General features: G+C 67.7%; 31 protein-coding genes. 14 read left to right on the plus strand and 17 right to left on the minus strand.

The features are described 5' to 3' along the window. Nucleotides 1-15: 15 nt before the first annotated feature. Nucleotides 16-432, plus strand: coding sequence for a DUF2147 domain-containing protein (locus tag AC1RRR_RS25720; RefSeq protein WP_492817481.1), 417 nt, complete (start codon nucleotides 16-18; stop codon nucleotides 430-432). Nucleotides 433-495: 63 nt separating this feature from the next. Next, a complete protein-coding gene (locus tag AC1RRR_RS25725; protein WP_492817483.1) occupies nucleotides 496-981 on the plus strand; it encodes a universal stress protein in 486 nt (161 codons plus the stop codon). On the opposite strand, the gene AC1RRR_RS25730 is transcribed toward AC1RRR_RS25725, so the two are convergent. The 4 genes from AC1RRR_RS25730 to AC1RRR_RS25745 form a co-directional block, all read right to left on the minus strand. Further along, nucleotides 978-2,789 carry an aminopeptidase P family protein gene (locus AC1RRR_RS25730; RefSeq protein ID WP_492817485.1) on the minus strand — a complete coding sequence of 604 codons (1,812 nt, stop codon included), beginning with the start codon at nucleotides 2,787-2,789 and terminating at the stop codon, nucleotides 978-980. The genes AC1RRR_RS25725 and AC1RRR_RS25730 overlap by 4 nt on opposite strands. Nucleotides 2,790-2,842: 53 nt before the next feature. After that, nucleotides 2,843-3,271 carry a hypothetical protein gene (locus AC1RRR_RS25735; protein ID WP_492817487.1) on the minus strand — a complete coding sequence of 143 codons (429 nt, stop codon included), beginning with the start codon at nucleotides 3,269-3,271 and terminating at the stop codon, nucleotides 2,843-2,845. A gap of 61 nt (nucleotides 3,272-3,332) precedes the next feature. Continuing rightward, the gene (locus AC1RRR_RS25740; RefSeq protein ID WP_492817489.1) at nucleotides 3,333-4,199 is read right to left on the minus strand and encodes a 50S ribosomal protein L11 methyltransferase; all 867 of its coding nucleotides are present in this window, start codon (nucleotides 4,197-4,199) and stop codon (nucleotides 3,333-3,335) included. A 39-nt stretch (nucleotides 4,200-4,238) separates the two neighbouring features. Next, the gene (locus tag AC1RRR_RS25745) at nucleotides 4,239-4,757 is read right to left on the minus strand and encodes a hypothetical protein (RefSeq protein WP_492817491.1); all 519 of its coding nucleotides are present in this window, start codon (nucleotides 4,755-4,757) and stop codon (nucleotides 4,239-4,241) included. A gap of 72 nt (nucleotides 4,758-4,829) precedes the next feature. Here AC1RRR_RS25745 and AC1RRR_RS25750 point away from each other — a divergent pair, with 72 nt between their 5' ends. Further along, entirely contained in the window at nucleotides 4,830-5,996 is a 1,167-nt protein-coding gene (locus AC1RRR_RS25750; protein WP_492817493.1) for a low temperature requirement protein A, read from the plus strand. On the opposite strand, the gene AC1RRR_RS25755 is transcribed toward AC1RRR_RS25750, so the two are convergent. Together AC1RRR_RS25755 and AC1RRR_RS25760 are read right to left on the minus strand one after the other, a co-directional pair. After that, nucleotides 5,977-6,138 carry a hypothetical protein gene (locus AC1RRR_RS25755; protein WP_492817495.1) on the minus strand — a complete coding sequence of 54 codons (162 nt, stop codon included), beginning with the start codon at nucleotides 6,136-6,138 and terminating at the stop codon, nucleotides 5,977-5,979. The genes AC1RRR_RS25750 and AC1RRR_RS25755 overlap by 20 nt on opposite strands. Before the next feature lie 365 nt (nucleotides 6,139-6,503). Then, on the minus strand, nucleotides 6,504-8,915 hold the full coding sequence (locus AC1RRR_RS25760; protein WP_492817497.1) for a DUF3553 domain-containing protein: 2,412 nt from the start codon (nucleotides 8,913-8,915) through the stop codon (nucleotides 6,504-6,506). 124 nt (nucleotides 8,916-9,039) lie between these two features. On the opposite strand from AC1RRR_RS25760, the gene AC1RRR_RS25765 reads away from it, so the two are divergent. Both AC1RRR_RS25765 and AC1RRR_RS25770 read left to right on the plus strand, forming a co-directional pair. Next, on the plus strand, nucleotides 9,040-9,249 hold the full coding sequence (locus AC1RRR_RS25765; protein WP_492817499.1) for a hypothetical protein: 210 nt from the start codon (nucleotides 9,040-9,042) through the stop codon (nucleotides 9,247-9,249). Between the two features lie 2 nt (nucleotides 9,250-9,251). Then, the gene (locus AC1RRR_RS25770) at nucleotides 9,252-9,503 is read left to right on the plus strand and encodes a hypothetical protein (RefSeq protein WP_492817501.1); all 252 of its coding nucleotides are present in this window, start codon (nucleotides 9,252-9,254) and stop codon (nucleotides 9,501-9,503) included. 98 nt (nucleotides 9,504-9,601) lie between these two features. On the opposite strand, the gene AC1RRR_RS25775 is transcribed toward AC1RRR_RS25770, so the two are convergent. The 3 genes from AC1RRR_RS25775 to AC1RRR_RS25785 are packed head-to-tail and all read right to left on the minus strand — an operon-like array spanning nucleotide 9,602 to nucleotide 10,899. Further along, nucleotides 9,602-9,811, minus strand: a complete 210-nt coding sequence (locus tag AC1RRR_RS25775; RefSeq protein WP_492817574.1) for a ribbon-helix-helix domain-containing protein — start codon at nucleotides 9,809-9,811, stop codon at nucleotides 9,602-9,604. 4 nt (nucleotides 9,812-9,815) lie between these two features. Next, a complete protein-coding gene (locus tag AC1RRR_RS25780; RefSeq protein ID WP_492817502.1) occupies nucleotides 9,816-9,992 on the minus strand; it encodes a DUF4169 family protein in 177 nt (58 codons plus the stop codon). A gap of 4 nt (nucleotides 9,993-9,996) precedes the next feature. After that, nucleotides 9,997-10,899 carry a DUF6807 family protein gene (locus AC1RRR_RS25785; RefSeq protein WP_492817504.1) on the minus strand — a complete coding sequence of 301 codons (903 nt, stop codon included), beginning with the start codon at nucleotides 10,897-10,899 and terminating at the stop codon, nucleotides 9,997-9,999. A gap of 136 nt (nucleotides 10,900-11,035) precedes the next feature. On the opposite strand from AC1RRR_RS25785, the gene AC1RRR_RS25790 reads away from it, so the two are divergent. Beyond that, on the plus strand, nucleotides 11,036-11,272 hold the full coding sequence (locus AC1RRR_RS25790) for a DUF2171 domain-containing protein (protein ID WP_291870538.1): 237 nt from the start codon (nucleotides 11,036-11,038) through the stop codon (nucleotides 11,270-11,272). Between the two features lie 113 nt (nucleotides 11,273-11,385). Next, nucleotides 11,386-12,021, plus strand: a complete 636-nt coding sequence (locus tag AC1RRR_RS25795) for a glutathione S-transferase family protein (RefSeq protein WP_492817507.1) — start codon at nucleotides 11,386-11,388, stop codon at nucleotides 12,019-12,021. Between the two features lie 3 nt (nucleotides 12,022-12,024). On the opposite strand, the gene AC1RRR_RS25800 is transcribed toward AC1RRR_RS25795, so the two are convergent. The 3 genes from AC1RRR_RS25800 to AC1RRR_RS25810 form a co-directional block, all read right to left on the minus strand. Continuing rightward, complete coding sequence (locus AC1RRR_RS25800; RefSeq protein ID WP_454715241.1) at nucleotides 12,025-12,285, minus strand: hypothetical protein; 261 nt, start codon at nucleotides 12,283-12,285, stop codon at nucleotides 12,025-12,027. Nucleotides 12,286-12,295: 10 nt separating this feature from the next. After that, a complete protein-coding gene (locus AC1RRR_RS25805; protein ID WP_492817510.1) occupies nucleotides 12,296-12,460 on the minus strand; it encodes a hypothetical protein in 165 nt (54 codons plus the stop codon). Between the two features lie 85 nt (nucleotides 12,461-12,545). After that, a complete protein-coding gene (locus AC1RRR_RS25810; protein ID WP_492817512.1) occupies nucleotides 12,546-13,748 on the minus strand; it encodes a pyridoxal phosphate-dependent aminotransferase in 1,203 nt (400 codons plus the stop codon). A gap of 266 nt (nucleotides 13,749-14,014) precedes the next feature. Here AC1RRR_RS25810 and AC1RRR_RS25815 point away from each other — a divergent pair, with 266 nt between their 5' ends. Continuing rightward, nucleotides 14,015-14,605, plus strand: coding sequence for a hypothetical protein (locus AC1RRR_RS25815; protein ID WP_492817514.1), 591 nt, complete (start codon nucleotides 14,015-14,017; stop codon nucleotides 14,603-14,605). Between the two features lie 109 nt (nucleotides 14,606-14,714). On the opposite strand, the gene AC1RRR_RS25820 is transcribed toward AC1RRR_RS25815, so the two are convergent. The 3 genes from AC1RRR_RS25820 to AC1RRR_RS25830 all read right to left on the minus strand — a co-directional run bounded on the left by AC1RRR_RS25820 (nucleotide 14,715) and on the right by AC1RRR_RS25830 (nucleotide 16,827). Then, nucleotides 14,715-15,251 carry an NADPH-dependent FMN reductase gene (locus tag AC1RRR_RS25820; protein WP_492817516.1) on the minus strand — a complete coding sequence of 179 codons (537 nt, stop codon included), beginning with the start codon at nucleotides 15,249-15,251 and terminating at the stop codon, nucleotides 14,715-14,717. 74 nt (nucleotides 15,252-15,325) lie between these two features. Next, nucleotides 15,326-15,997 carry an AAA family ATPase gene (locus AC1RRR_RS25825; protein ID WP_492817518.1) on the minus strand — a complete coding sequence of 224 codons (672 nt, stop codon included), beginning with the start codon at nucleotides 15,995-15,997 and terminating at the stop codon, nucleotides 15,326-15,328. A 164-nt stretch (nucleotides 15,998-16,161) separates the two neighbouring features. Continuing rightward, nucleotides 16,162-16,827: an AAA family ATPase gene (locus tag AC1RRR_RS25830; RefSeq protein WP_492817520.1), complete on the minus strand. Its 666-nt coding sequence runs from the start codon at nucleotides 16,825-16,827 to the stop codon at nucleotides 16,162-16,164. A 227-nt stretch (nucleotides 16,828-17,054) separates the two neighbouring features. On the opposite strand from AC1RRR_RS25830, the gene AC1RRR_RS25835 reads away from it, so the two are divergent. Further along, a complete protein-coding gene (locus AC1RRR_RS25835) occupies nucleotides 17,055-17,774 on the plus strand; it encodes a TVP38/TMEM64 family protein (RefSeq protein WP_492817522.1) in 720 nt (239 codons plus the stop codon). Here AC1RRR_RS25835 and AC1RRR_RS25840 read toward each other — a convergent pair. Then, nucleotides 17,737-18,402 (minus strand): TetR/AcrR family transcriptional regulator, encoded by a 666-nt coding sequence (locus tag AC1RRR_RS25840; protein ID WP_492817524.1) that lies wholly within the window; start codon nucleotides 18,400-18,402, stop codon nucleotides 17,737-17,739. The two genes, AC1RRR_RS25835 and AC1RRR_RS25840, sit on opposite strands and share 38 nt — an antisense overlap. Nucleotides 18,403-18,456: 54 nt before the next feature. Here AC1RRR_RS25840 and AC1RRR_RS25845 point away from each other — a divergent pair, with 54 nt between their 5' ends. Together AC1RRR_RS25845 and AC1RRR_RS25850 are read left to right on the plus strand one after the other, a co-directional pair. After that, nucleotides 18,457-20,412 carry an alkyl/aryl-sulfatase gene (locus AC1RRR_RS25845; RefSeq protein ID WP_492817526.1) on the plus strand — a complete coding sequence of 652 codons (1,956 nt, stop codon included), beginning with the start codon at nucleotides 18,457-18,459 and terminating at the stop codon, nucleotides 20,410-20,412. Between the two features lie 237 nt (nucleotides 20,413-20,649). Further along, on the plus strand, nucleotides 20,650-22,224 hold the full coding sequence (locus AC1RRR_RS25850; RefSeq protein WP_492817528.1) for a 2-isopropylmalate synthase: 1,575 nt from the start codon (nucleotides 20,650-20,652) through the stop codon (nucleotides 22,222-22,224). 75 nt (nucleotides 22,225-22,299) lie between these two features. Here AC1RRR_RS25850 and AC1RRR_RS25855 read toward each other — a convergent pair whose 3' ends face one another. After that, nucleotides 22,300-22,773, minus strand: a complete 474-nt coding sequence (locus tag AC1RRR_RS25855) for a hypothetical protein (protein ID WP_492817530.1) — start codon at nucleotides 22,771-22,773, stop codon at nucleotides 22,300-22,302. Nucleotides 22,774-22,899: 126 nt separating this feature from the next. On the opposite strand from AC1RRR_RS25855, the gene AC1RRR_RS25860 reads away from it, so the two are divergent. The 3 genes from AC1RRR_RS25860 (at nucleotide 22,900) to AC1RRR_RS25870 (ending at nucleotide 25,740) form a co-directional block, all read left to right on the plus strand. Next, a complete protein-coding gene (locus AC1RRR_RS25860; RefSeq protein ID WP_492817532.1) occupies nucleotides 22,900-23,475 on the plus strand; it encodes an O-methyltransferase in 576 nt (191 codons plus the stop codon). A 3-nt stretch (nucleotides 23,476-23,478) separates the two neighbouring features. Beyond that, a complete protein-coding gene (locus AC1RRR_RS25865) occupies nucleotides 23,479-24,357 on the plus strand; it encodes a DMT family transporter (protein ID WP_492817534.1) in 879 nt (292 codons plus the stop codon). A gap of 339 nt (nucleotides 24,358-24,696) precedes the next feature. Next, on the plus strand, nucleotides 24,697-25,740 hold the full coding sequence (locus AC1RRR_RS25870) for a rod shape-determining protein (protein ID WP_004623009.1): 1,044 nt from the start codon (nucleotides 24,697-24,699) through the stop codon (nucleotides 25,738-25,740). Nucleotides 25,741-25,765: the final 25 nt, after the last annotated feature.

The raw sequence follows: 25,765 nt of genomic DNA on the forward strand, positions 1-25,765 counted from the left end.
ACTAGGGAGAAACAGATGATCCGCACCGCCTTGATCGCCGCCGCCCTGACGCTCGTGTCGGGCTCGGCCTTCGCCGCCGACGTCACCGGCCTGTGGGCCACGCCCGGCAACGGCGGCCAGGTCGAGATCGCCCACTGCGGCAACAGCCTGTGCGGCAAGCTGGTGACCTCGGACCACATCAAGACCGACCCGACCCGCAAGGACGTCAAGAACAAGGACGAGGCTCAGCGCGGCCGCACCTTGAAGAACCTGCAGATGCTATACGACTTCACCGGTGGCCCGACCAAGTGGACCGGCGGCAAGGTCTACAACCCCGAGGACGGCGGCACCTATTCGGGCACCATCGAGCTGCTCAGCGCCAACGAGCTGAAGCTGAAGGGCTGCATCGTCGCGCCGCTGTGCAAGACCCAGAAGTGGACACGCCTGAAGTAGGGCGCGTCGACTCGGGGCCAGGTCTGACCTAGCCTTCCCTCAAATCCTTGGGGGAGGTTCCGCATGTACCAGAAGATCGTCCTGGCCTTCGACGGCAGCCACGAGGCGCGCAGCGCCCTGCGTGAGGGGGCGTTGCTGGCCTTGCGCTGCGAGGCCAGGGTCTGGCTGCTCTGCGTGCTGGGCGACAACGCCGCCGTGGCCATGGCCGAGGGCGTGCAGCCCGGCGCGGCCGAACAGATCGCCGCCGCCAGCCAGCAGCTGGTCGACGAGGGCGTCGGCAAGCTCAAGAGCGTCGGGCTGAACGCCACCGGTCACGTCGTCCGGGGCGACCCGTCCTCGGCGATCAGCAACTTCGTCCGCGAGGTCGGCGCCGACCTGGTCGTGCTGGGCCATCGACGCCGCAGCTTCCTGGAGCGCTGGTGGAGCGGCAAGTCGGGCGCCTACATCATCGACAATGTCGACTGCAGCCTTTTGGTCGCCCAGCAGCCGGTCAGCGACGCGGAGTTCGCCGCCGAGATGGCCCTGCACGCGGTCAAGGCGCCGACCTAGAGCGGCGCGCAGACCTCTTCCATCCAGGCGCGGATCTCGGGTTCGACCCGCGGTCCGATCTCGGCCAGCACGCGGGCGTGGTAGGCGTCGAACTGCGCCACTTCCTCGGCCGTCAGCAGGGTCTTGTCGATCAGGCGGCGGTCGATCGGGGCCAGGGTCAGGGCCTCGAAGCGGTGCATCGGGCGGTCGCCGCCCGTGACGTCCTCGGCCGGCATGACGACTTCCAGGTTCTCGATCCGGATGCCGTATTCGCCGTCCTTGTAGTAGCCGGGCTCGTTCGAGACGATCATGCCGGGCTGCAGGGCGATGACGTTCGGAGCCTTGGAGATCCGCTGCGGACCTTCGTGGACGCCCAGATAGACACCGACGCCGTGACCCGTGCCGTGGTCGTAGTCCAGGCCGTGCGCCCACAGCGCCATCCGCGCCAGGGCGTCGATGGCCGAGCCGGTGGTGCCGGCCGGGAACCGCAGGCGGGCGATGGCCAGGTGGCCCTTCAGCACCAGGGTGTTGCGGTTGACCATCTCCGCCGACGGCTCGCCGATCGCGACCGTGCGCGTGACGTCGGTGGTGCCGTCCAGATATTGGCCGCCGCTGTCGACCAGCAGCAGCGAGCCCAGGGCGGCGCGCTCGTTGCTGCGCTCGGTCGGGCGGTAGTGGGGCAGGGCGCCGTGGCCGTTGGCAGCGCCGATGGTGTCGAAGCTGAGGTCCTTCAGCCGACCGGTGGCTTCGCGGAAGCCTTCCAGCTTGGCGACGGCCTCCTTTTCGTCCGGCGGGTTGATCTGGCCTTCGGTGGCCAGCCAGTGCAGGAAGCGGGTCAGGGCCGCGCCGTCGCGCTTGTGCGCTTCACGCGTGCCGTCCAGCTCGATGTCGTTCTTGCAGGCGCGGGGCAGGGTGCAGGGGTCCATGGTCCGCACCACCTTGGCGCCGGCGGCGGCCAGCATGTCGAAGTACCAGGCCGAGGACTGGGTCGGGTCGACCACGACGCTCTTGCCCGAAAGGTCGCCCAGCGCTTCGGCCAGCTTGTCCGGCGTTTCCAGCGACACCTGGTTGCCCAGCCACGCGGGCAAGTCGGCAGTCACCTTGGCCGCCTCGATGAACAGGCGGGCCGTACCATCGGCGTTCAGGATGGCCTGCGACAGCGGCAGGGGCGAGCGGATGACGTCGCCGCCACGGATGTTGAACAGCCAGGCGATCGAGGCCGGGGCGGTGATCACCGTGGCGTCTGCGCCGAAGGCGGCCACCGAGGCGCCGACGCGGGCGCGCTTGGAGCTCGACTCCTCGCCGGCATATTCGACGTGGTGGGGAACGATGGGGGCCATCGGCTGGGCCGGGCGGGCCTCGCCCCAGGCCTGGTCGACCGGGTTGGCGGCGACGGGCTTGAGCACCGCGCCGGCGCGGTGGGCGGCGGCCTTCAGGCCGTCCAGGGCGGCGGGGCTGTGCAGGCGGGCGTCATAGCCGATCACCGCGCCCTTTTCGGCGGTCTCCAGATAGGCGGGCACACCGCCCTCGACGAGGTCGCGGATCTCGAAGACGCCCTGGTCGACCTGGTCGCGGACCTGCAGCGTGTAGCGGCCATCGACGAAGACGGCGGCGCGGTCCTTCAGGATCACGCCGGCCCCGGCCGAACCGGTGAAGCCGCTAGCCCAGGCCAGGCGGTCATTGGCGGCGGGCAGGTATTCGTTCTGGTGCTCGTCCTCGTGTGGCACGAGGAAGCCGTCCAGACCCTGCGCGGCCATGGCGGCGCGGATCAGCGGGACGTGCTTGGGACCAAAGGACGGGTCGGTGGATTCATCGAAGGTCTGGCGCATGCCTCGGATGTAATCCCCCGACCCGAGCCTGGGAAGGGTCGATTATTTCAAGATTACTGCTGGGGCTGCGCGGGCGGGTTGTCCGGCGAGGCAGCCTGGTCGTTGGGGCTGGAGGCGACGCGGTCGGCGGCGTCCTGGGCCGACTGGGCGGCGCTGCGGGCGGCCTGCGCCGTGTCGGCGCGCGCCTGATCAGCCGTGGTGCGGGCTTCGCGGGCGGCGTTCTCGGCGGCCATCTGGGCGTTCTGGGCCGCGCCCTGGGCGCCTTCGACCAGTCCGGCCTGGCGGCCCTGTTCCTGGGCGGCCTGCAACTGGTTCGGATCGTTCGAGGTCGGGCGCATCGCCAGGAAGCCGACGGCGATCACCGCGACGATGGCGATCATGCCGGCGACCAGCCAGCCGCCGACACCGCCGCGCTCGCGGATCTCGACGTGACGCTCGACGGGGCGTTCCTGCGGGGGAAGGTTGGGATCGGTATAGGTCATCGGGGCGGCTCCTCGGCCAATGTCTCTGGCCGAGAAAACGTGACCCCGATGCTGGAGGTTCCTAGGGCCGCTGGAGAACCAGCGTCGCCCAGGCGTCGCGGTGGATGCGCGTGACCACCTTGAAGCCGCGCGAGAGGTAGGCGGCCTTGACCATCCGCTCCTGGGTGCGCAGCAGGCCCGACAGGATGACCGTGCCGCCCGGGACCAGGGCGTGCTTGATGTCCTGGACCAGGCTGATCAGCGGGCGGGCCAGGATGTTGGCGAACACCAGGTCGTAGGGCGCGTTCTGAGCGACCAGGCGGTGACCCAGGCCCGAGGCGTGCACGAAGCGGGCGTTGGCCTTGTTGACCTGGGCGTTTTCCTTGGCGATCCGCACCGACGGCTTGTCGATGTCGGTGCCGACGGCCAGCTTGGTGCCCGTGCGGGCGGCGGCGATGGCCAGCAGGCCCGTGCCGGCGCCGACGTCCAGCACCTTGTTGAACTTGCGCGCCTTCAGCAGACGGTCATAGGCCTGCAGGCAGCCGACGGTGGTGCCGTGGTGACCCGTACCGAAGGCCGCGCCGGCCTCGATGCGCAGGTTGACGGTGCTGGCCGGCAGGCGGCCGCGATCGTGCATGCCATAGACGAAGAAGCGGCCGGCGCGCACGGGCGGCAGGCCCGACAGCGCCATGGCCAGCCAGTCGGCGTCGGCCAGGGTGTCGCGCACGACCTTCAGGTCGTACTCGCCCAGCAGGGCCATCAGGCCCTCGTCTTCTTCCTCGGTCGTCGGGAAGGCGTCGATGCGCCAGACGTTCTTGTCCTCGTCCTCTTCCAGGATCGAGTAGGTCGCGCCTTCCAGGCCAGGGTGGTTGTCGATGGCGTCGGCGGCGGTCTCGGCTTCGACGCGCGTTCCGCGGGCGACGATCTGCTGGGGCGTGTAGTCGGTCATGCGCGCCTGTTAGCCGCAAAGGCGGCGAAAAGCGAGCCTTCAGCGCGAGGTCATGCCGGTGGCCGCGACGTCGGCGGCCTCTGCCAAGACCGTCGGGACGGGCGGCTGTCGCGGCTGCCGGTCCTCGGGCAGGGAGACGTTCAGGATGTCGCCACGCTCGGACGCCCAATGCGGCGCGTCGGCGGGCGGAGGCGGCGTCGCGGGACCATGCTGGGCGACGACATGGGGCGGCACGTCCATCTCCGGCGGCGGCGCATAGGCCGGCTCGTCGTACGAGACCATCTGCACGGGCGGCGGCTGGCTCATCTTCAGGAAGTCGGTGCCGACCACATAGTCAGGCGTCTTGCCGGCCGGCCAGGCGATCGGTTCGGCCTGGGCCTCATAGGCGGCGAGCACGGGCTCCATCTCGGGCGTATAGCCCGCGTCCTGCGGTCCGGTCTTCATGGCGAGACCCGCCAGGATGCCGATGACGGCGCAAGCCGGCGCGCCATAGGCCACCGGGCGGGTGAGGGTGAAGCCCTTCAGCTGGGCCAGCATATGTTCGAGGCGGGCGTCCATGTCGGCATAGCGCGCGAGAGGCCGAAAAGGTTCGCGAGACTCGCCTTAGTGTGAGGGGCGAGGGGACCCCGCATGACCACGACCCGCCCGCTGCTGCGCGAACGCCACAAGCACGAACACGCCCGCGTCACCTATGTGGAGCTGTTCTTCGACCTGGTCTTCGTGTTCGCGGTGACTCAGCTGTCGCATGCGGTTCTGCATCATCCGACGCCGCTGGGCGTGCTGCATGCGGCCATGCTGCTGGCGGCGGTCTGGTGGGCCTGGGTCTGCACGTCGTGGATCACCAACTGGCTGGATCCCGAGCGGGTCCCGGTGCGGCTGATGATGTTCCTGCTGATGGCGGCGGGGCTCGTCCTGTCGGCCGCCATCCCCAATGCGTTCGAGGGCGGCGGCCTGATGTTCGCCGGCGCCTATGCCTTCATCCAGGTCGGCCGCAGCCTGTTCTTCCTGATCAGCACGTGGCGCGAGCCGGCGCATCGGATGAACGTCGCGCGCATCTTCGCCTGGGTGACGCTGTCGGCGGTGTTCTGGATCGCCGGCGGCCTGCTGCACGACGAGGCGCGCCTGATCGCCTGGGCGATCGCCATCGGCATCGACTACCTGTCGGCGCTGGTCGGGTTCTGGACGCCGGGGCTGGGGCGCTCGGCCACCAGCGACTGGGTCGTCGAGGGCGGCCACCTGGCCGAGCGCACCGCGCTGTTCACGATCATCGCCTTAGGGGAGTCGATCATCGTCACGGGGGGCACGGTGGTCGGCATGCCCTGGACGCTCGAGACCGTGGCGGCCTTCGCCACCGCGCTGGTCGGCAGCATCGCCATGTGGTGGATCTATTTCTCGTTCACCGCCGAGGCGGCCAGCGAGGCCATCGCCGAGTCCGAGGACCCTGGGGCGATCGCCCGCCTGGCCTATACCTACAGCCACCTGATCCCGATCGCCGGGATCATCGTGGCGGCGGTCGGCGACGAGTGGGTGATCCACCACGCGTCGGGTCACACGGACGTCAAGGTCGCCGCCGCCGTGATCGGCGGGCCGGCCCTGTTCCTGCTGGGCGTACTGGTCTTCAAGCTGGCGGTGTTCAAGCAGTGGTCGCTGACGCGACTGGTCGGCTTAGGCCTGTTGGCGGCCTTGGTTCCGATCGCGGGGCATGTGAGCCCGCTGGTGCTGTCGATGCTGTCGACCCTGGCGCTGGTGGTGGTCGGCGCCTGGGAGACGTTGTTGGTCAGCCGATCTGGTCGATGACGATGTCGCGCAGCTGGGCGCGGGTCAGGCCGGGCCAGACCCAGTCGGATTGAGCGGCGCGCGTCGGCGCGGTGTTGGTGCGGATAGTGTTGGTCTTGCGGGGCGCGCGCTTGGCGGCTTCGCGGGTAACAGTGGTTTTCATAAAGTTCCAGACAGGGGTCGAGCGTACGCTGGACCCGATATTCCTTAAAGGGTGGAGATAAAGCGCCCGGTGGCCGTTTGCGGCGGTGGGCGGTAGGAGCGCCGTGAGGTTCAGCCGTCTTGGGCTGAAGCGTTTGGCTGCTTCCTGAGTACCATATGGTTAGCCGAATGTCGCGTTCAACCCCTGCGGCATCGGGGCGCGGAGCGGCTGGCTCAGCACTGGCCCCCACCTGACCTGCTTACGCAGGTCTGTCCGCCCCCAAGCGGGGCGGAGAGGAGCTACGCCTCCCACGCCTTGCGTTTCTTCCTCTCCTCCCTGTTAGGGGAGGGGGACCGGCGAAGCCGGTGGAGGGGCCAGCGCCGGCCTCAAGCCTTCTCGACGAAGCTGTCGATGACCTTCTTCTCACCCGCCTTGTCGAAGCTCACCGTCAGCTTGTTGCCCTCGATGCTGCTCACCTGGCCGTAGCCGAACTTGACGTGGAACACGCGGTCGCCGCGCGAATAGGCGCTGCTGGTCGGGGCCGAGACGGCGACCAGGCGGCCTTCGCCTTCGATCGGGGCCGAGCGGGCGGACGAGCCAGAGCGGACGCCTTGCGGGCCGCGCCAGGCGGCGTTGCGTTCGCCGAAGCCCGCCGTGCGTTCCTGGGCGCGTTTCCAGCCGGGGCTGTCGTAGCTGCCGGCCTGGAAGGCGGACGTGCCGGGGTCGTCCCAGCGCGAGGCGGCCGTAGACTGCATGCCGGGACCGCCGCCATAATAGCCGGTCTCGGACGCCGCATCGACGTGGGCCAGGGGCAGCTCATCCACGAAGCGCGACGGCAGCTGCGACGTCCAGCGGCCATAGACTTGCCGGTTGGCCACGAAGCTGATGCGGGCCTCTTCGCGGGCGCGGGTGATGCCGACATAGGCCAGGCGGCGCTCTTCCTCGAGGCCCTTCTCGCCCTTGTCGTCCATGCTGCGCTGGCTGGGGAACACGCCTTCTTCCCAGCCGGGCAGGAAGACCAGCGGGAACTCCAGGCCCTTGGCCGAGTGCAGGGTCATGATCCAGACGGCGTCGCCGGTGGCTTCGCGGTCCAGGTCCATGACCAGCGACACGTGCTCCAGATAGGCTTCCAGCGTGTCGAAGGCGCCCATCGACTGGACCAGTTCCTTCAGGTTCTCCAGCCGCGTCTGGCTGGTCGGACCCTTGTCCAGGCGCAGGGCGTCCGTATAGCCGCTCTCTTCCAGCACCGTTTCCAGCAGGCGCTGGTGGTGCACATTGCCGATCAGCGAGCGCCAGCGGTCCAGGTCGCGGATGAAGTTGCTGAGCGCCGTGCGCGTGCGGGCCGGCAGCTCGTCGCTGGCGATGATCTGGCGGGCGGCCTCGACGGTCGAGACGCCGTTCAGCCGGGCGATCTGCAGCAGCTTCTGCACCGAGGTGTCGCCGATGCCGCGCTTGGGCGTGTTGACGATGCGCTCGAAGGCCAGGTCGTCGTCGGGCGATTGAATCAGGCGCAAATAAGCGTGGGCGTCGCGGATCTCGGCCCGTTCGAAGAAGCGCGGCCCGCCGACCACCTTGTAGGGGATCTGCAGCAGCACGAAGCGCTCTTCAAAGGCCCGCATCTGGAACGAGGCCCGCACCAGGATGGCCATCTGGTTGTACTTGCGGCCGGCCTTCTTGGCCCGCTCGATCTCGTCGGCGATCATCCGGCTCTCGGCCTCGCCGTCCCAGACGCCGCTGACCTTGACCTTCTCGCCGCCCTTGGACGGGGTCCACAGGGTCTTGCCCAGGCGCCCCTTGTTGGCGGTGATCAGGCCGGAGGCGGCGGCCAGGATGTGCTCGGTCGAGCGGTAGTTGCACTCCAGCCGCACGACCTTGGCGCCGGCGAAGTCGCGCTCGAAGCGCAGGATGTTGTCGACCTCGGCGCCGCGCCAGCCATAGATCGACTGGTCGTCGTCGCCGACGCAGCAGACGTTCTGGCGGCCTTGGGCCAGCAGGCGCAGCCACAGATATTGAGCGACGTTGGTGTCCTGGTACTCGTCGACCATCACGTATTTGAAGCGGCGCTGGAACTCGTCCAGCACATCGGGATGGCCGGTGAACAGGCTGATATTGTGCAGCAAAAGGTCGCCGAAGTCGCAGGCGTTCAGGATGCGCAGGCGCTCCTGGTACTGACGGTACAGGCTGATGCCCTTGCCGTTGGCGAACTCGCCGGCCTCGCTGGCGGGGACGCGGTCGGGCGTCCAGCCGCGGTTCTTCCAGTTGTCGATGATCTGCGACAGGATCCGTGGGGTCCAGCGCTTGGCGTCGATGTTCTCGGCCTCGATCAGCTGCTTGAGCAGCCGTTCGTTATCGTCGGTGTCGATGATCGTGTAGTTCGACTTCAGACCCACCAGCTCGGCATGGCGGCGCAGGATCTGGGCGGCCACCGAGTGGAAGGTGCCCAGCCAGCGCAGGCCCTCGGCCTCCGGGCCGATGATGTGGGTGATCCGCTCGCGCATCTCGCGCGCGGCCTTGTTGGTGAAGGTGACGGCCAGCATTTCCCACGGCCGCGCCTTACCGGTCGCCAGGATGTGGGCCAGGCGGGTGGTCAGCACGCGGGTCTTGCCGGTGCCGGCTCCGGCCAAAACGAGCAGCGGGCCTTCGGTGGTCTCGACCGCCTCGCGCTGTTCGGGATTCAGGCCGTCCAGGTAGTTGGGCATGGCATGACCGCCCGTCGGCGGTTGCGGCCGGGCCAGGTCGGAGATGCGCGGAGAGGGGAGGTCGCCCGGGAATCCGGCCGAGTCATCATCGGGATACATGGGAACATATGTAGCACAAAGTGCGCGGGACTTAAGTCCCTAGAGACAGCCGAAGCGGAACCTCCCGGCTCGCGTACCGTTGATCCGCCAACAGCAACAACGCCAGCATGGCGCGGAGACTCTCATGGCCGAAGGTACCAGCAACAGCGGTGGCAACAGTGGCTTGGCGTTCATCGTAGGCGGGCTTGTGGTCATCGTCGCGGTGCTCGCCTTCTTCATGATGTCCGGCGGCTTCACGCAGAAGAAGAAGGTCGACGTGAACATCTCGGCCTCGGCGCCCAAGCTGCCCGACGCGCCGAAACTGCCTGAAGCGCCCAAGGCGCCGGGCGGCTGATCATGGCGCGCACACTCGCTCATAACGACCATGCTCATCGCGGCGACGGTGGCGGCGGCCTGATGGCCGCGCTGCTGGTCGTGGCGGTGCTGGTGCTGGCGGTCTGGGGCGCCTGGAAGCTGGGCGTGATGGCCGGCGACCGTGTCGACCTGCGCCAGAGCATTCGCGACATCCCCTCGGCCCTGCGCAAGGGCCCGAACCCGCAGCCCATGCCGATCCCGACGCAGCGGCGTCCGGCGGTGGAGCAGCGGTAGGGGCTGTCCTCGTCCTTCGACAAGCTCAGGATGAGGACTACTTTTGATGCCGTACCACTAGAAACCTCATCCTGAGCTTGTCGAAGGACGAGGTTTCGCTAGGCGCTGGCTCGCTCCAGCGCGAACACTCGACACGCCGAAGCCAGCGGACGCTCCCCACGTTCCAAGTCGATCTTCTGAATCAGGCCGGCCAGGCTCAGCGCCTGGTCGGTCGCCGCGCGTTCCAGCACGGCCCAGAACTCCGGCTCCAGGGCCAGCGAGGTTGCGTGGCCAGCTAGGTTCACCGACCGCTTCTTCAAACCAGCCAGGGTCTCAATCCTCGCGCTTGGCGCCGTCGAGGTCGCGCTTGAGCTTGTCGGCGCGGGCGACGTCCAGGGTCTTCTCGCCCTTGGTGCGGCCGAACTTGGCGCGGTTCTCGGCGGCGCGGGTCTTGTCGTCGGCTTTCGCCTTGGCCTTGCGGGCCTGGTTCAGGTTGACGATGTCGGCCATGGATCTACGGGGTCTTCTTCTTCGCGACGGGACGGATCACCAGCGTCTCCTGCAGGCGCAACACCTCGTCCTTCCTCAGGACCAGCGGCGCGCGGCCGGGGAAGACGCAGTTCTGCATCGAGCGGTCATTATACAGCATCCAGCGCGTGATCGCTTGGCCGTTCGCCTTGCAGGCCAGGCCCACCGCCCAGGCGGGCGAGGCGGCGTCGGTCCAGGCAAAGCCCATATTGGCCCCAGCCGTGATCGCCGAGCCGTTCGGGACGATGGCCTTGCCGCCCGACGAGAAGGTCAGCTTCTCGGGCTCGACCAGGCGGATCGAGAAGCCACCGAAGCCACGATCGTCCTCGCTGCCGCCCAGGCCCAGGGCGTCGACGCGGGACTTGATCGTCGTATCGAACTCCACGCGCCGTGCGCCGGCCTTCAGCGGGCGCACCGTGACCTTGGTGGTCTCGGTGGCGATGTAGACCAGCTCCGGACCCGAATTGACCATCCAGTCGACATCGACCGTCAGGGTCCCGCCGCCCTCGGCGTCGCCCAGGAATGTCTTCGAGCGGACGAAGTAGGTCAGGCCCTTCATGTACCAGCCGTCGGCGACCGTCTTGCCGTCGGACTGCACCTTCATCCAGGCCCACCAGGCGCCGCGCTGGTGCGGGTGGTCGCCGGGCTTGTCCTCGGTCAGGGCCGTGCCGTCGGGGGCGTAGAGCTGGCCGACATAGTTGGCGCGGCCGGGCTCGGCGGCGGGATCCAGCGGCTTGGTGCGATAGACCAGAACGGTCTTGCCGGCCTCGGTCAGGGTCACCGCGTCGTCGGCGAAGACGGCGTCGACGCGCTTGCCGATCGCGGGATCGGCGAGGGCAGGGCCGGCGACCAGCAACAGGGCGGCGGTGAAAAGGGCGCGGAAGCTCATGCCTCGTCCTCTAAGTTTTCAGGAACGTATCAAGAACAATCCATGCGTGCATGGCAAGCTGAAACTTCACTGGAGACGTGGCCGTTTGATGTCGCGAGGGACCGCGACGGTCCCGCTCTAACCCAGGAGACGACGGATGATCGACCTCTCGCAGATCAAGGAACACCAGGAAGTCGTCGGTTCGGATGGCGGTCATGTCGGCCGCGTGGACCACATCGCCAATGGCGAGATCGAACTGGCCAAGCTGGACCTGGGCGGCGGCTTCAAGCACCACCTGATCCCGCTGTCGTGGGTGGAATATATCGACGATGACAAGGTGCACCTCGCCCTGACCAAGGACGACGCCAAGGCGCAGTGGCGCGAGAAGCACTGAGCCGCGCACGTTCGGTGACCATGAAAGGCCTCCGCCCGAAAGGGCGGGGGCCTTTTGCTTGACCGCCTCCCAGAAGCAGCCGCCTATGCCGGCGCATCAAGCGGGAGGGTTCGATGTACACGCTCTATGGTTCGCCCAGCACGGCCGGCACGGCTATCCACTGGATGCTGCTGGAGCTGAACGTCCCGTTCGAGGCTCGCCTGCTGGACTTCGACAAGGCCGAGCACAAGACGCCCGAATATCTGGCGCTGAACCCGGACGGCGTGGTGCCGACCCTGATCATCGACGGCGCGCCGGTCACCCAGATGGCCGGGATCGCCACTCTGCTGGCCGAGCGCCATCCCGAGGCCGGCTTCGCCCCGCCGCTGGGCACGATCGAGCGAGCAGAGTATCTGAGCTGGACCCTCTGGCTGGCCAACAGCTTCCAGCCCAACTTCCGCGCCTGGTTCTATCCGCACGAACCGGCGGGCGGCGAGGCGCAGGACGCGGTGCAACAGGCGGCGCGCGAACGGATCGAAGCCGGGCTGGCGCGGATGGACGCGCGACTGGCGGATCGCGACTACCTGGTCTCCGACCACTTCACGACGGTGGACCTGCTGGCGACGATCCTGTGCCGCTGGACCCGCAACATGCCCAAGCCCGCGACGGCGTGGCCGAACCTGAAGCGCTACCTCGACACGATCCGCCAGCGCCCGGCGCTGCGCGAGGTCCACGCGCGCGAGGGGCTGACGGACTGGATCAACGGCTAGGGCCTAGCGCCCGCCGCCGGTGATCTCCTTGATCAGCGCCTGGACCGGAGCCTTGCCGCCGTTGTTCCAGACCAGCTTCAGGTGAGCCAGGGTGCGTTCGGCGGCGTCGTCGAACTTCCACTCGCAGTTTTCAAAGCGGCAGTTGTCGAAGATCGGCGCTTCGCCGCCGGAATAGACGAGGCGGCAGCCACGGAACTCGCAAGCAGAGAAATGCTCGCCGTCGAGAGCGACGGTCTCGTGGTTGTAGTTGGTTGAAGTGATCACGAACGCTCTTTCAATTGCCGTCTTGGTCTTGGGGAGGGGTCTCGCCCGGTTGAGCGGCCTGTTTGGCGGCGGCTTTCTCGGCCGCCTTTTCGGCGGCCTTACGCGCTTTCTGACGTTCGCGTTCCTGACGTTCGAAGGAGTAGTTCGGCGTGCGAGCCATGTCGGCGGCCTCCATATGGCCGCCTAGCGCGACAGCTGTTCATTAGCGTGAAATCATCCCGCCGATCCACCCGAGGGGCGGACCGGCGGGCGATGGATGACTATTTTACGCTGGCGCAGAAGCGCTGGATGCGTTGGCAGGCGTCTTCCAGCACGTCGCTGCTGGTGGCGTAGCTGATGCGGAAGAACGGCGACAGGCCGAAGGCCGCGCCGTGCACGACCGCCACGCCCTCGGCTTCCAGCAGTTCGCCGGCGAAGTCTTCGTCGCTCTCGATGACCTTGCCCGAGGGGGCGGTCTTGCCGATCAGGCCGGCGCACGAGGGGTAGACGTAGAAGGCGCCTTCCGGCGTCGGGCAGTGCAGGCCCTGGGCCTGGTTCAGCATCGACACGACCAGGTCGCGGCGTTCCTGGAACAGCTTGGCGTTCGGCTTGATGAAGTCCTGAACACCATTGAGCGCTTCCAGCGCCGCCCACTGCGAGATCGAGCAGGGGTTGGACGTCGTCTGGCTGATCATCTTGCCCATGGCCTTGATCAGCGCTTCGGGACCGGCGGCATAGCCGATGCGCCAGCCGGTCATCGAATAGCCCTTCGAGACGCCGTTCATCGTCAGCGTGCGGTCGTAGAGCTTGGGCTCGACCTGGGCGATGGTGGTGAACTCGAAGTCGTCGAACACCAGGTGCTCGTACATGTCGTCGGTCAGCACCCAGACCTGCGGGTGGCGCAGCAGCACGTCGGCGATGGCCTGCAGCTCGGCGCGGCTATAGGCGCCGCCCGAGGGGTTGGACGGGCTGTTGATGATCAGCCACTTGGACTTGGGCGTGATCGCCGCTTCCAGGGCTTCCGGCGTGATCTTGAAACCGCTCTCGGCGGTGGTCTCGACCGAGACGGGGGTGCCGCCGGCCAGCAGGGTCATGTCGGGATACGACACCCAGTACGGCGCGGGGATGATCACCTCGTCGCCCGGGTTCAGGGTGGCGACCAGGGCGTTGAAGATCACCGGCTTGCCGCCCGGGGCGACGTGGACCTGGCTCGGCTTGTACTCCAGGCCGTTCTCGCGCTTGAACTTGGCGCAGATGGCGGCCTTCAGTTCGGGCATGCCGTCGGGGTCGGTGTATTTGGTCTTGCCGGCCTTGATCGCGTCGATGGCGGCATTCTTGATATTGTCCGGCGTGTCGAAGTCCGGTTCGCCCGCGGAAAGGGCGATTACGTCACGACCGGCGGCTTTCAGCGCGCGCGCCTTGGCGCTGATGGCGATGGTGGCCGACGGTGCGATGCGCCGCAGTGCGGCGGACTCGAGCGACATCTTGCAGAACTCCCCTGGGGTGACTTGGTCTGTTGGAAGGACCGTTTCAGGATTGCGGCGGTCTTTACGCTCCCGCTGGCCATGGCGCAACGCAGCAAGGCCGCGCTCCAAGACATTTTGGCGACGCTTTTGGGGACCGGCGTTCTTGCGCGTCGCCGATCTCCAAGATACCGCTACCATTTGTAGGATCGATCTCCGGCGAACGGGGACGGCCCTCGGGGGAAACGCAAGGCCGCGATGACGGCCAAGGGGGGAGGGAAACCACCATGAAGACGAAGATTCTGTATTTCGCCCTGGCCGTCGTGGCCTTGGCGCTGGGCGCGGCCTCGTCGGGATTCGCCCAGTCGGACGACGGCGACATCCTGCAGAAGGCGATCAACAAGCCGTCGGCCAACTGGACCGTCTATGGGGCGAACCAGAAGAACAGCCCGGTGAAGGACAAGACCGTCGCCGGCGGCGGCGGCATGCGGGTCGAGGTCTCGAAGGCCAGCGACAAGCCGTGGGAAGTCGGCGCCCAGCAGGCGATCACCGGCAAGGTCAGCAAGAACGACGTCATCCTGGTCGCCTTCTGGGCCAAGGCCGAGGCGGTCGACGGCGGCGCGGCCGAGGCCAATCTGTCGGCGGTGCGCGTCCAGCAGGCCGCCGCGCCCTATGACGCGGCGACGCAAGGGGCGGTGAAGGTCAGCGGCGCCGAGTGGAAGATGTACACCGTGCCCGGCCGGGCCTCGATGGACATCCCGGCCGGTGGGGCGAACGTGTCGCTGCACCTGGGTTCGGCCAAGCAGACGGTGTTCCTGGGGCCGGTGTTCGTGCTGGACTTCGGGCCGGACTACGACCTGAAGAAGCTGGCTCAGTAGGGCCGTGCGTGATCCTCGTCCTTCGACAGGCTCAGGATGAGGATCATGGCGGGCTCAGTAGAAACCTCATCCTGAGCTTGTCGAAGGACGAGGTTTCGGACCCGCTGAATTATCGGCTGCGCAGAACCGCCGCGAAGCTCGCCAGGTGACGCGCGATCGCCTGGCGGGTGCGCTCATCGATCAGCTTGCCGTTCTCGAACTTGGTGTGGGCCTGGCCCACCAGAATGTCGCTGAGCGGGGCGAGATCCGCGCCCGTGCGCTTGAGGTTCAGACGCAGGGCGTCCTGGGCGCGGACCGTGCCGGTGATGCCGGGGCTGGCCCCGAGGGCGCAGGCCAGCTTGCCGTCCAGCGGGGCGGGCTTGCCGCGCGAGGCCCAGTCGATGGCGTTCTTCAGCACCGCCGTCAGGCCGCCATTATATTCGGGGCAGGCGATCAGCAGGCCGTCGGCGGCGCGCACGGCGTCCTTCCAGGCGGCTACCGGCGCGGGATCGCCTTGCGCCTCGACGTCCTGGTTGAAGAACGGCAGGTCGCCCAGGCCGAAGACCTCGATCTGCATCTCTTCCGGCGCCAGCTCGCGGGCGGCATGGAGCAGGGCGGTGTTGTACGAGGCGGCGCGCAGGCTGCCGGAGACGGCGAGAATCTTCATCGTGGCTCCATCGCTGAGGCGTCGACCCTAGTCAGGCCCGGTCTCGCGAAGAAGGTAGGAATGGTCGAGCGGCGTTATCCCGCCAGGGCGGCCGGCATCTGCGCGGGCTGTTGGCCGCCCAGATTGGCCTCGACGAAGGCCCAAAGCAGCGCCAGGTCGCGACCCGCGGGTCCGGCCTTTTCCCACTCGGCCACGCAGCGGCCCCGGGCCATGGCCTTTTGAAACGCGTCGCGCGAGCGCAGGCCATGCGGCGCCAGGGGCAGGCCGCAGAAGCGCAGCACCTCGAGAATGTCGGGACAGGCCGCCGGAGAGGCGTCGGGCTTGCTTGTGTGGATCTGGTTGAGCACCAGGAAGCCGCCCTTACCCAGCCGCCGCACGGCCTCCGCGGTGCGCACGATCGGCGCCAGGTCCAGGAACGAGGGGCGTCCGACCACCAGGCACAGGTCGGCCAGGTTCACCGCCTGGGCGACGTCGCCCTCGCACGCCGACGGCGTGTCGATGATCAGATAGTCGTAGCCCTCGCGCATGGCGTTCGATTTGGCGTTGAACAGCTTGCCGCCGCCGCCCTCGAAGAGGCTCGGGCCCGGGGCTGCGCGCGCTCTGAGCGCGTCCGACGCGGAGCGTTGTGGATCGATATCGGCCAGCATGACCTTGCGGCCGGCCAGAAAGGCCATCAGGGCCAGGTTCACGGCCAGTGTCGTCTTGCCCGAACCGCCCTTACGCGACAGTACCGCAATCGTCTTCACGGCTTACTCGCTCCGTCCCCCGGCTCGCGACTTCTAGAGGTCGCAAGACCACCGACGGCGATCATTGTTATGGTGAAGGTGTAAACAGAAACTCAATCTGGGGATTTATTGGCGTCAGGCTCGCGTGGCTGCTTGGCGTCCTCCGAAATCTCGAAGGCAGACGCCTAGACCGCCTGGGCGCTGTGGCTCCGATCCGCTGTCAGCAGCATCGGGGCGATCAGGTCCCACAGGCGCGAGATTTCCTCGGCGGCGGCGCTGCCGGGCTCCCATTCGCACACCGACCGACCATGGGCGACCGACTGCTGGAAGGCGGTGCGGGCGCGCAGGCCGATCGGAGCCAGGGGCATGCCGGTGAAGCGCAGGGCCTCGGCGGCCTTCAGCACGGCCGGCGGCTCGAAGCCGTTGCGGCGCGAGGGGGCCTGGCTGAGGACGATGAGGCCCTTCTTGCCCAGGCGGCGGACGGCTTCGGCCGAGCGGACCACCGAGGCGATGTCCAGGAAGGTCGGGCGGCAGACCAGGATGCACAGGTCGGCGCAGTTGATCGCCTGCAGGCCGTCGGCTTCCGGCGCGGCGGGGGTGTCGATGACCAGGGCGTCGTAATTGCTGTGCTGGGCCTGGACCTGGGTCGAGAACAGCTTGCCGGCGTTGATCTCGGACAGGACCGGACCGTCGCCCGTGCGGGCGCGCAGGGAGTCCGAGGCCGAGCGTTGCGGGTCGATATCGGCCAGCATGGTCCGCAGGCCGGCCAGGTGGGCCGTGATGGCCAGGTTGACCGAAAGCGTCGTCTTGCCGGCGCCGCCCTTGCGGGAGATCACAGCCAGGGTCTTCACGATCAAACTCCTTACCGGGCCAAGGTTTTCTGCCCTTGCAGCCTGTGGATAAGTAACGCTGTCATGTGAAGCTCACGCAACCGAAATGTCGCAGCGCGCGAATCATGTCGTCCCCGGATCGCGTTTCGGGGCTGTGGTCCGAAAAACGCCTCGTTCTCCGGCAGATGTCCGCCCGCCGTTTCAGCGGCGCCGCTTGACCCTGGCCGGCGCCTGCGCGAGGAGGGGCCGTGATCCGCCGCATTATCGACTTTCTCACGAACATGGACGCCCGCGCCTGGCGCACGGTGGCGGTCTCGTTCGTGCTGTTCGGCGGGGTGGGCGTGGTCTTCCTGTTCGGCGCGCAGCTGCTCGGCGTCAACGGCGAGGCAGCGGTCGAGCACTGGCTGGGCGCGGCCAGCGGGCCGTGGGCCCTGCCGGCGGCCGTGGCGGCCTTCGCGGTCATGGCCTTCCTGGGCGTGCCGCAGTTCGTGCTGATTGCCGCGGCGGTCGTGGCCTTCGGTCCGTGGACCGGTTTCGCCTACAGCTGGATCGGCACGCTGGTCTCGTCCCTGGTCGGCTTCTGGCTGGGCCGGGCCTATGGCGCGAAGATCCTGCGCGACTTCGCGGGCGAGGGCGTCAACAAGTTCATGCGGATGATCGGCAAGAACGGCTTCATGGCCAGCCTGATCGTGCGCCTGGTGCCGTCTGCGCCGTTCATTGTCGTCAACATGGCCGCCGGCGTCACGCCGATGAAGCTGCGCCACTTCGCGGCCGGCACCGCCATCGGCATCATCCCGAAGATCGCCCTGACCGCCTTCGCCGGCAATTCGATCGTCCAGGCCATGAAGGGCGGCGGCAAGCAGCACATCGTCATGATCGCCCTGGCCATCGTCATCTGGCTGGCCATGGGCCTGGTCAGCCGCGCCTGGCTCAAGAAGCGTGAGGCGGCGGAAGAGCAGGAGGGCTAAGGCCTGCTGCTTGGTAGGTGGCTTCGCGCCACGCCCTGACGATTTCGCCGAACCAGCGTGTGCGGGTCTCGTCGTCCATGCCGTCGGTCTCCTCGACCCCTGCCGCCCAAGCCTCGATCACGAACGGCATGAAGGTGCGGGCCGCGTGCTTGCACGTCGCGCGCTGGGTCTCGGTTGCGCCGGGCGTAGGGGCTACGAATGGCTCGATCAGTTTGGTCAGCAGCGCCTCAAGGGCCTCTCGCCAGGCCAAAGCCTCCGGTGCGCCTCGCGCATCGCGCAGCAGCAGTAGAGCCAGCTTAGGGTTGCTCCGCGACAAAGCCACCAGCCTCGCGATGCTGGAGCCGTAGCCGCCCCAGGGCCGGCCGGCGTCGGCCTCGATCCGGGCCAGGATGTCGCCGAACAGGGCGTCGATGATGCTCTGGCGCGAGGGATAGAGCCGGTAGATCAGGATTTTGGCCACGCCCATGCGGTCGGCGACGTCCTGCATGGTGGCGACCTGCAGGCCCTTCTCGGCGAACACTTCGACGGCGGCCTCCAGCACCGCCAGCCCCCGCGCGGCCTTGTCGACGCGCGGCTTGGGCTGGCCGGGACGACCTCTCGGAACGGAAACTTTCGCGACGTCTCTCATTGGTGCTATGTAGAATGAAACTATAAAGTTTCAAATAAGAAGCGGGAGGGCGGAATGCGTAAGGGAATGGTCGCGGCCAGTGTGCTGGCCTTGGTCATGGCGACGAGCGCGGCGCGGGCAGGGGATCCGGCCAGCGCGATCACGGCCGAGAAGCAGAAGGCCTTCGCGGCCAGCCTGCCCGTCGAGGACCGACAGGACTTCGACTTCGCCGACAAGGGTTTCCTGGGCACCCGCGCCGATCCGCTGATCAAGCGCGACGACGGCCAGCCGGCCTGGAACCTAGCGGCCTACGACTTTCTCAAAGGCGCGCCGCCGGCGACCGTGAACCCCAGCCTGTGGCGGCAGGCGCAACTGCTGTCCAAGCACGGCCTCTTCCAGGTGTCGGACCGTGTGTATCAAGTGCGCGGCTTCGACATCTCCAACATCACCTTCGTGCGCGGCGACACCGGCTGGATCATCATCGACCCGCTGACCATGAAGGAAACGGCCAAGGCGGCCCTCGATTTGGTCAACGACAAGCTGGGCAAGCTGCCGGTCAAGGCGGTGGTCTACACCCACAGCCACAGCGACCACTTTGGCGGCGTGCGTGGGGTCGTGGACGAGGCCGACGTCAAGGCGGGCCGGGTGGCGATCGTCGCGCCCAAGGGCTTCATGGAGGAGGTCGCCGCCGAGAACATCCTGGCCGGCAACGCCATGAGCCGCCGCGCCCAGTACCAGTTCGGCATCATGCTGCCGCCGGGCGTGGAGGGGCAGATCACCTCCGGCATCGGCCAGACCATCGCCCGGGGCTCGATCACCTTGATCCCGCCAACCGTGATCGTCGACCACACCGGCCAGGAGCTGACCCTGGATGGCGTGAAGGTCCGCTTCCAGTACACACCCTCGACCGAGGCCCCGGCTGAGATGAACCTCTATTTCCCGGACCTGCGCATTCTCGATATGGCCGAGAATGCCAATGTCTCGATGCACAATATCCTTACGCCACGCGGCGCGCTGGTTCGCGACAGCAAGGCCTGGGCTGACGACCTGACCGAGTCCCTGCGGCTGTTCGGCGACGTGTCCGACACCATGATCACCAGCCATGGCTGGCCGCGCTTTGGCGGGGCGGTGGTGCGCGACTTCCTGGCCGATCACCGCGACGCTTATAAGTACCTGCACGACCAGACGGTGCGGATGATGAACCTGGGCCTGACCGGCGACGAGATCGCCGCGAAGATCCAGCTGCCGCCGGCGCTCTCCAAGGACTGGTTCAACCGCGGCTACTACGGCTCGATGAGCTTCAACAGCCGGGCGGTCTATCAGCGCTACATGGGCTGGTACGACGCCAATCCGGCGCATCTCGTACCATCGCCACCGGCCGATGCGGGTAAGCGCTACGTCGCGGCCATGGGCGGGGCGGCCAAGGTCAAGGCGATGGCCAAGGAGGCGGCGGGGAAGGGCGACTATGCCTGGGCCGCGTCCTTGCTGAATCACGCGGTCATGGCCGACGACGCTGACAAGGAGGCCAAGACGCTGCTGGCCGCCGCCTACACGCAGATGGGCTACCAGACCGAGAACAGCCTATGGCGCAACATCTACCTGACCGGGGCCGACGAGCTGCGGGGCGGGGTGCGCAAGCTGCCGGCCTCGATGACGCCGATGGACATGCTGGCCGCCCTGGACAGCGCCATGATCTTCGACGTGCTGTCGGTGCGCCTGAACCCGGACAAGGCCAAGGACGCCAAGCTGAAGATCGTCTTCGCCTTCCCGGAGCGGAGCGAGCGCTTCCTGGTCGAGGTGCGCAACGGCGTGCTCGTGGCTCAGCCTTCGGCGGGCGAAGAAAAAGTCGACGCAACCCTGACGGTGGCGCGGCCGGTGTTCCTGGACTCCCTGTTCCGGGGAACCTCGCTGGTCCCGAAAATCCTGAGCGGGGAGGTCAAGCTTGAGGGCGATCGCGCGGCGATGGGGCGGATGACGGGTTGGTTCGACGCTTTCCCGACGGATTTCCCGATCGTTACGCGCCCGAATTAACTGAGGCCTGGAAAATAATTGCGCCGGCTGCGGCCGATTGGTCCGCCGGCGCAAATTGCTTGCTCGATTCTGGGCTGCTGTGTAGAAAGTGCGCCATGACCGTCGCGCGCAAGCTGCTTCCGCTTCTGCTTACCAGCCCCTGGGCGCTCTAGGGGCCGCGCATCGTCGTGGCCGGGCGCACAGGGGACAGTTGAACCCGCAGCCCGCACGCAGACACCCCATTCGACGAGTATCTCCATGACTTCCGTAGCAAACAGCGCTTCCGACAAGCGCGACAACGTCGTCATTTTCGACACGACCATGCGCGACGGCGAGCAGTCGCCCGGCGCCTCGATGTCGCTGGAAGAAAAGCTGGAACTGGCCAAGATCCTCGAGGAGATGGGGGTCGACATCATCGAGGCCGGCTTCCCGATCGCCTCGAACGGCGACTTCGAGGCCGTCCGCGAAGTGGCCAAGATCGTCAAGAACTCGACCATCGCCGGCCTGTGCCGTGCCCACCAGGTCGATATCGACCGCTGCGCCGAGGCCCTGAAGCCCACGCAGCGCGGCCGCATCCACGTAGTCATCGCCACGTCCGACCTGCACATGAAGCACAAGCTGCAGATGGAGCCGGACGCCGTCATCGACGTGATCGCCCGCTCGGTGACCCATGCCCGCAACCTGCGCGACGACGTCGAGTGGTCGGCCGAGGACGCCACCCGCAGCGACCGCCAGTTCCTGCGCCGCGCCATCGAGACCGCCATCAAGGCTGGCGCCACGACGATCAACCTGCCTGACACGGTGGGCTACACCTATCCGTCGGAATACGCCGACCTGTTCCACTGGATGGTCAACAACGTCGAGGGCGCCGATCGCGTCGTCTTCTCGACCCACTGCCACAACGATCTGGGTCTGGCCGTGGCCAACAGCCTGGCCGGCGTGCAGGGCGGGGCGCGCCAGATCGAGTGCGCCGTGAACGGCCTGGGCGAGCGCGCCGGCAACGCCGCGCTGGAAGAGATCGTCATGGCCCTGAAGGTGCGCGGCGACCGTCTGCCCTACCAGACCGGCATCGACACGACGCACATCACCCGCGCCAGCCGCTACGTCTCGGCCATCACCGGCTTCCCGGTGCAGTACAACAAGGCCATCGTCGGCAAGAACGCCTTCGCGCACGAGAGCGGCATCCACCAGGACGGCATGCTCAAGAACCGCGAGACCTACGAGATCATGACGCCGGAGTCGGTGGGCCAGGCCCCGTCGAGCCTGGTCATGGGCAAGCACTCGGGCAGCCACGCCTTCCGCGCCAAGCTGAAGGACCTGGGCTACGAGCTGGGCGAGAATGCGCTGAAGGAAGCCTTCGGCCGCTTCAAGGATCTGGCTGACCGCAAGAAGCACGTCTACGACGACGACATCATCGCCCTGGTCGACGACGCCCTGGCGCGCGGCTCGGAGAAGATCCGCGTCTCGCACCTGCGCGTGGTGGCCGGCACCGACGGCCAGTCGGCCGAGCTGACCCTGGACGTCGACGGCGTCTCGAGCACGGCGGAAGCGACCGGCGACGGTCCGGTCGACGCGGTGTTCAACGCCATCCACAAGATCGTGCCGCACAGCGCCGCCCTGCGCCTCTTCCAGGTGCACGCGGTGACCGAGGGCACCGACGCCCAGGCCCAGGTCTCGGTGCGTCTGGAGGAGGACGGCCGCATCGCCACCGGCGCGGCCGCCGACACCGACACGCTCACCGCCTCGGCTAAGGCGTACGTCAACGCGCTGAACAACCTCTTCGCGCGTAAAGAGAAGAGCCGGCCCGAAGCGGCGATCGCCAGCGGCTTCTAAACTGGAAAACCCGGCCGGGCGTGCGCCAGGCCGGGTTCCCCACAAGCTCCCAAACTGGAAGCGCGTCGCGAGCCTTTAGGCCGCGCGACGATTGCTGAACGGCCGCGTGGCCAGGATCTCGGCGCTCAGATGCGCCTGGGGCTGCACGTCCATGCCCAGCTCGCGAAGGCTGTCGGCCAGCGCGCGGCGGGGCAGTTCGTCCAGCAGGGCGCTGGCGTCGACCACCAGCGTGCCGCCCGGACGCAGCATGGTGTAGGTCGCCGCGATGACCGCGCGGGTGTCGTGCAGGTTCTGGCAGTCCATCACCAGCAGCACGTCGCTGCGTTCGTCGGCCGCGCCACAGGTGGCTCGGCGGGCGGCCTCGACGCGCTGATAGCCGCGACGCCACAGCTGGCACATGGCTTCGCCCGCGCCGGGTCCGGCGACGGCCACGAAGCACAACGGCGTGGCCTCTGCGAGGTCCAGCATGCGGTCCAGGGCGGGATTGATCCCATCGGTCGGCACGCCCAGCAGGAACTGGGCGGCTTGACGAAGTGGGTGAGGCGACATGGTCGGTAAGCCTTCTTCTGACTGGTCCGCACGGCGGGCCGACCCGGTGTTTGTGCGTCCAAGGCCCGCAAGGGCTCCATTCGGAAACAGGCCCTCGCGCATAAGGGCCGCGTAAGGATCGACGTGATGTTCGGCGACAACGCCCATGCCGCGCCGCCCGCCTGGGCGGCTATCCAGGCCCGCACGGCGGCGCTCGGCTTCGACATGCCCTCCGAGGCCGATAGCGGCGCGCTGCTGCGCCTCCTGGCCGCCAGCAAGCCCGGCGGGCGTATGCTGGAGCTCGGGACCGGCACGGGCCTGGCGACCGCCTGGCTGCTGGCCGGTCTGGACACCGGCGCGCGGCTGGTCAGCGTCGATGTCGACGCGGTGGTCCAGGACGTCGCCCGCGAGCACCTGAAGGACGAGCGCCTGCGCTTCGTCCTGGCCGACGGGCTGGACTATGTCTTGGCGCAGCCGCCGGGGTCGTTCGACCTGATCTTCGCCGACGCCTGGCCCGGCAAGTACGAGACCCTGGACCAGACCCTGGCGCTGCTGAAGCGGGGAGGGCTGTACGTCATCGACGACATGCTGCCCCAGCCCAACTGGCCCGAGGGCCACCAGGCGCGGGTCGACGCCCTGGTCGAACGGTTGGACAATCATCCCGACCTGATCGTGACGCGCCTGGCCTGGGCGTCGGGCCTGATCGTCGCGGCGAGGCGCTGAGCCATGATCTGGATCCCCATCACCATCGTCGCCACGATCTTCCAGGTCGCCCGCAACGCCGCCCAGCGCTCGGTCATGGGCGGAGCAGGGCCCTGGGGCGCGACCCTGGTTCGCTTCCTGTTCGGCCTGCCGTTCGCCGCGATCTTCGCCGGGATCGCGGTGCTGCTGACGCCGGGGCTCGACTTCCATCCGCACGCCAGGTTCTGGATCGCTTGCGTCGCCGGCGCGATGTTCCAGATCTGCGCCACGGCCGCGATGCTGACGGCCATGCACCGCTCGTCCTTCGCCCTGGGCACGGCCTTGCAGCAGAGCGGCCTGCCGTTCGCCCTGGTTTTCGGAGCGCTGGTGTTCAAGGACCATGTCGGGCCGATCGCCTGGGCCGGCGGCTTGGTGGCGACCGCCGGGCTGGCCGCCCTGTCGTGGCCGCGCGGTGAGGTCGTCATCCGCAAGGGCGCGATCCTGGCCGGCCTGGCCTCGGGCGCGGCCTTCGCCCTGTGCGCCAACTGCTTCCGTCAGGCGGCCCTGGCCCTGGACCCCGTCCATCCCCCGGCGGCGGCCTTCACCACCGTGCTGGTCGTCCAGGCCATCCAGACCGTGGGCCTGACCGCCTGGCTGGCCTGGCGCAATCCCGACTCGCTGAAGGCCGTACTGGCCGCCTGGAAGCAGTCGCTGGGCGCGGGTTTCTGCGGCGCGGCGGCTTCTGGCCTATGGTTCACGGCCATGGCCTTGTCGCCCGTCGGGCCGGTAAGGGCGGTCGGCGTGGTCGAGATGCCCGTCGCGGCGCTGGCCGGGCGTCGTCTGTTCAAGGAGCGTCTGACGCTGTTCCAGATGGTCGCCGGCGGCATAACGGCGGTCGGGGTTGTCATGGCCGCGCTCGGCTAGATTTCGCCATGTTCGGGTGCTTGGCGACCTTGGCCGCAAAAGCCTTCGGAAACCGCGCTAATAGACCTTGAATTCAACGCTTTCGCAGGGCAAACGGGCGGGCGTCAGCGTGCTTTTGGCCGTTCGGACGACGGCGCGGCCAGGGGGCGGCGCTCCCGTCGAGCGGCTGGAGAGGTTGACCGGATCGAATCCGCCAAATGCGGGAATCATGTTGTCCTCGCATTGAATTGAAGTAGGAGCCTTTTTCTCTCCGCCGACCCCGTCTTCTGGGCGGATCAGGCTCCTTCTCCTCGATCTGAAGTCCGTAACGCCCCTCATACCCCTCAGTCAGGGTTTTCAATGTTCTCTTCCCTCTTCGGCGTGATCTCGAACGACATCGCCATCGACCTCGGAACGGCCAACACCCTCATCTACATGAAGGGCAAAGGGATCGTTCTGAACGAACCGTCGGTGGTGGCGCTGCGTAATGTCGGCGGTCGCAAGATCGTCCACGCCGTGGGCATAGAGGCCAAGCAGATGCTGGGCCGCACCCCGGGCCACATGGAAGCCATCCGCCCGATGCGCGACGGCGTCATCGCCGACTTCGAAGTCGCCGAAGAGATGATCAAGTACTTCATCCGCAAGGTTCACAACCGCAAGGGCTTCGTGAACCCCAAGGTGATCGTGTGCGTGCCGTCGGGCGCCACCGCCGTGGAACGCCGCGCCATCAACGATAGCTGCCTGAACGCCTCGGCCCGTCGCGTCGGCCTGATCGACGAGCCGATGGCCGCCGCGATCGGCGCCGGCCTGCCGATCCACGAGCCGACCGGCTCGATGGTCGTCGACATCGGCGGCGGCACCACCGAGGTGGCCGTGCTGTCGCTGTCGGGCATCGTCTATTCGCGCTCGGTCCGCGTCGGCGGCGACAAGATGGACGAGGCGATCATCAGCTACATGCGTCGCCACCATAACCTGCTGATCGGCGAAACGACCGCCGAGCGCATCAAGAAGGAAATCGGCACCGCCCGCGCCCCGGCCGACGGCGAAGGCCTGTCGATCGACGTCAAGGGCCGCGACCTGATGCAGGGCGTGCCGCGCGAAGTCCGCATCTCGGAAAAGCAGGCCGCCGACGCCCTGGCCGAACCGGTCGGGCAGATCGTCGAAGCCGTGAAGGTGGCCCTGGAAGCCACCCCGCCGGAACTGGCCTCGGACATCGCCGACAAGGGCATCATGCTGACCGGCGGCGGCGCGCTGCTGCGCGGCCTGGACGCCGAGATCCGCGACCACACCGGCTTGCCGGTGACGGTGGCCGACGATCCGCTGTCGTGCGTGGCCCTGGGCTGCGGCAAGGTGCTGGAGCACCCGAAGTGGATGAAGGGCGTTCTGGAATCCACGCTGGCGTAAGCTAACATTGCTCTAGTGGCGCCTC

The sequence above is a fragment of the Caulobacter sp. GW821-FHT12D05 genome, assembly GCF_058807295.1.

Bases quoted from the DNA above. Each gene is read 5' to 3' on its own strand.
- AC1RRR_RS25720 (WP_492817481.1), top strand. From the start codon at position 16: ATGATCCGCACCGCCTTGATCGCCGCCGCCCTGACGCTCGTGTCGGGC.
- AC1RRR_RS25725 (WP_492817483.1), top strand. From the start codon at position 496: ATGTACCAGAAGATCGTCCTGGCCTTCGACGGCAGCCACGAGGCGCGC.
- AC1RRR_RS25730 (WP_492817485.1), bottom strand. From the start codon at position 2,789: ATGCGCCAGACCTTCGATGAATCCACCGACCCGTCCTTTGGTCCCAAG.
- AC1RRR_RS25735 (WP_492817487.1), bottom strand. From the start codon at position 3,271: ATGACCTATACCGATCCCAACCTTCCCCCGCAGGAACGCCCCGTCGAG.
- AC1RRR_RS25740 (WP_492817489.1), bottom strand. From the start codon at position 4,199: ATGACCGACTACACGCCCCAGCAGATCGTCGCCCGCGGAACGCGCGTC.
- AC1RRR_RS25745 (WP_492817491.1), bottom strand. From the start codon at position 4,757: ATGGACGCCCGCCTCGAACATATGCTGGCCCAGCTGAAGGGCTTCACC.
- AC1RRR_RS25750 (WP_492817493.1), top strand. From the start codon at position 4,830: ATGACCACGACCCGCCCGCTGCTGCGCGAACGCCACAAGCACGAACAC.
- AC1RRR_RS25755 (WP_492817495.1), bottom strand. From the start codon at position 6,138: ATGAAAACCACTGTTACCCGCGAAGCCGCCAAGCGCGCGCCCCGCAAG.
- AC1RRR_RS25760 (WP_492817497.1), bottom strand. From the start codon at position 8,915: ATGTATCCCGATGATGACTCGGCCGGATTCCCGGGCGACCTCCCCTCT.
- AC1RRR_RS25765 (WP_492817499.1), top strand. From the start codon at position 9,040: ATGGCCGAAGGTACCAGCAACAGCGGTGGCAACAGTGGCTTGGCGTTC.
- AC1RRR_RS25770 (WP_492817501.1), top strand. From the start codon at position 9,252: ATGGCGCGCACACTCGCTCATAACGACCATGCTCATCGCGGCGACGGT.
- AC1RRR_RS25780 (WP_492817502.1), bottom strand. From the start codon at position 9,992: ATGGCCGACATCGTCAACCTGAACCAGGCCCGCAAGGCCAAGGCGAAA.
- AC1RRR_RS25785 (WP_492817504.1), bottom strand. From the start codon at position 10,899: ATGAGCTTCCGCGCCCTTTTCACCGCCGCCCTGTTGCTGGTCGCCGGC.
- AC1RRR_RS25790 (WP_291870538.1), top strand. From the start codon at position 11,036: ATGATCGACCTCTCGCAGATCAAGGAACACCAGGAAGTCGTCGGTTCG.
- AC1RRR_RS25795 (WP_492817507.1), top strand. From the start codon at position 11,386: ATGTACACGCTCTATGGTTCGCCCAGCACGGCCGGCACGGCTATCCAC.
- AC1RRR_RS25805 (WP_492817510.1), bottom strand. From the start codon at position 12,460: ATGGAGGCCGCCGACATGGCTCGCACGCCGAACTACTCCTTCGAACGT.
- AC1RRR_RS25810 (WP_492817512.1), bottom strand. From the start codon at position 13,748: ATGTCGCTCGAGTCCGCCGCACTGCGGCGCATCGCACCGTCGGCCACC.
- AC1RRR_RS25815 (WP_492817514.1), top strand. From the start codon at position 14,015: ATGAAGACGAAGATTCTGTATTTCGCCCTGGCCGTCGTGGCCTTGGCG.
- AC1RRR_RS25820 (WP_492817516.1), bottom strand. From the start codon at position 15,251: ATGAAGATTCTCGCCGTCTCCGGCAGCCTGCGCGCCGCCTCGTACAAC.
- AC1RRR_RS25840 (WP_492817524.1), bottom strand. From the start codon at position 18,402: ATGAGAGACGTCGCGAAAGTTTCCGTTCCGAGAGGTCGTCCCGGCCAG.
- AC1RRR_RS25845 (WP_492817526.1), top strand. From the start codon at position 18,457: ATGCGTAAGGGAATGGTCGCGGCCAGTGTGCTGGCCTTGGTCATGGCG.
- AC1RRR_RS25850 (WP_492817528.1), top strand. From the start codon at position 20,650: ATGACTTCCGTAGCAAACAGCGCTTCCGACAAGCGCGACAACGTCGTC.
- AC1RRR_RS25855 (WP_492817530.1), bottom strand. From the start codon at position 22,773: ATGTCGCCTCACCCACTTCGTCAAGCCGCCCAGTTCCTGCTGGGCGTG.
- AC1RRR_RS25860 (WP_492817532.1), top strand. From the start codon at position 22,900: ATGTTCGGCGACAACGCCCATGCCGCGCCGCCCGCCTGGGCGGCTATC.
- AC1RRR_RS25865 (WP_492817534.1), top strand. From the start codon at position 23,479: ATGATCTGGATCCCCATCACCATCGTCGCCACGATCTTCCAGGTCGCC.
- AC1RRR_RS25870 (WP_004623009.1), top strand. From the start codon at position 24,697: ATGTTCTCTTCCCTCTTCGGCGTGATCTCGAACGACATCGCCATCGAC.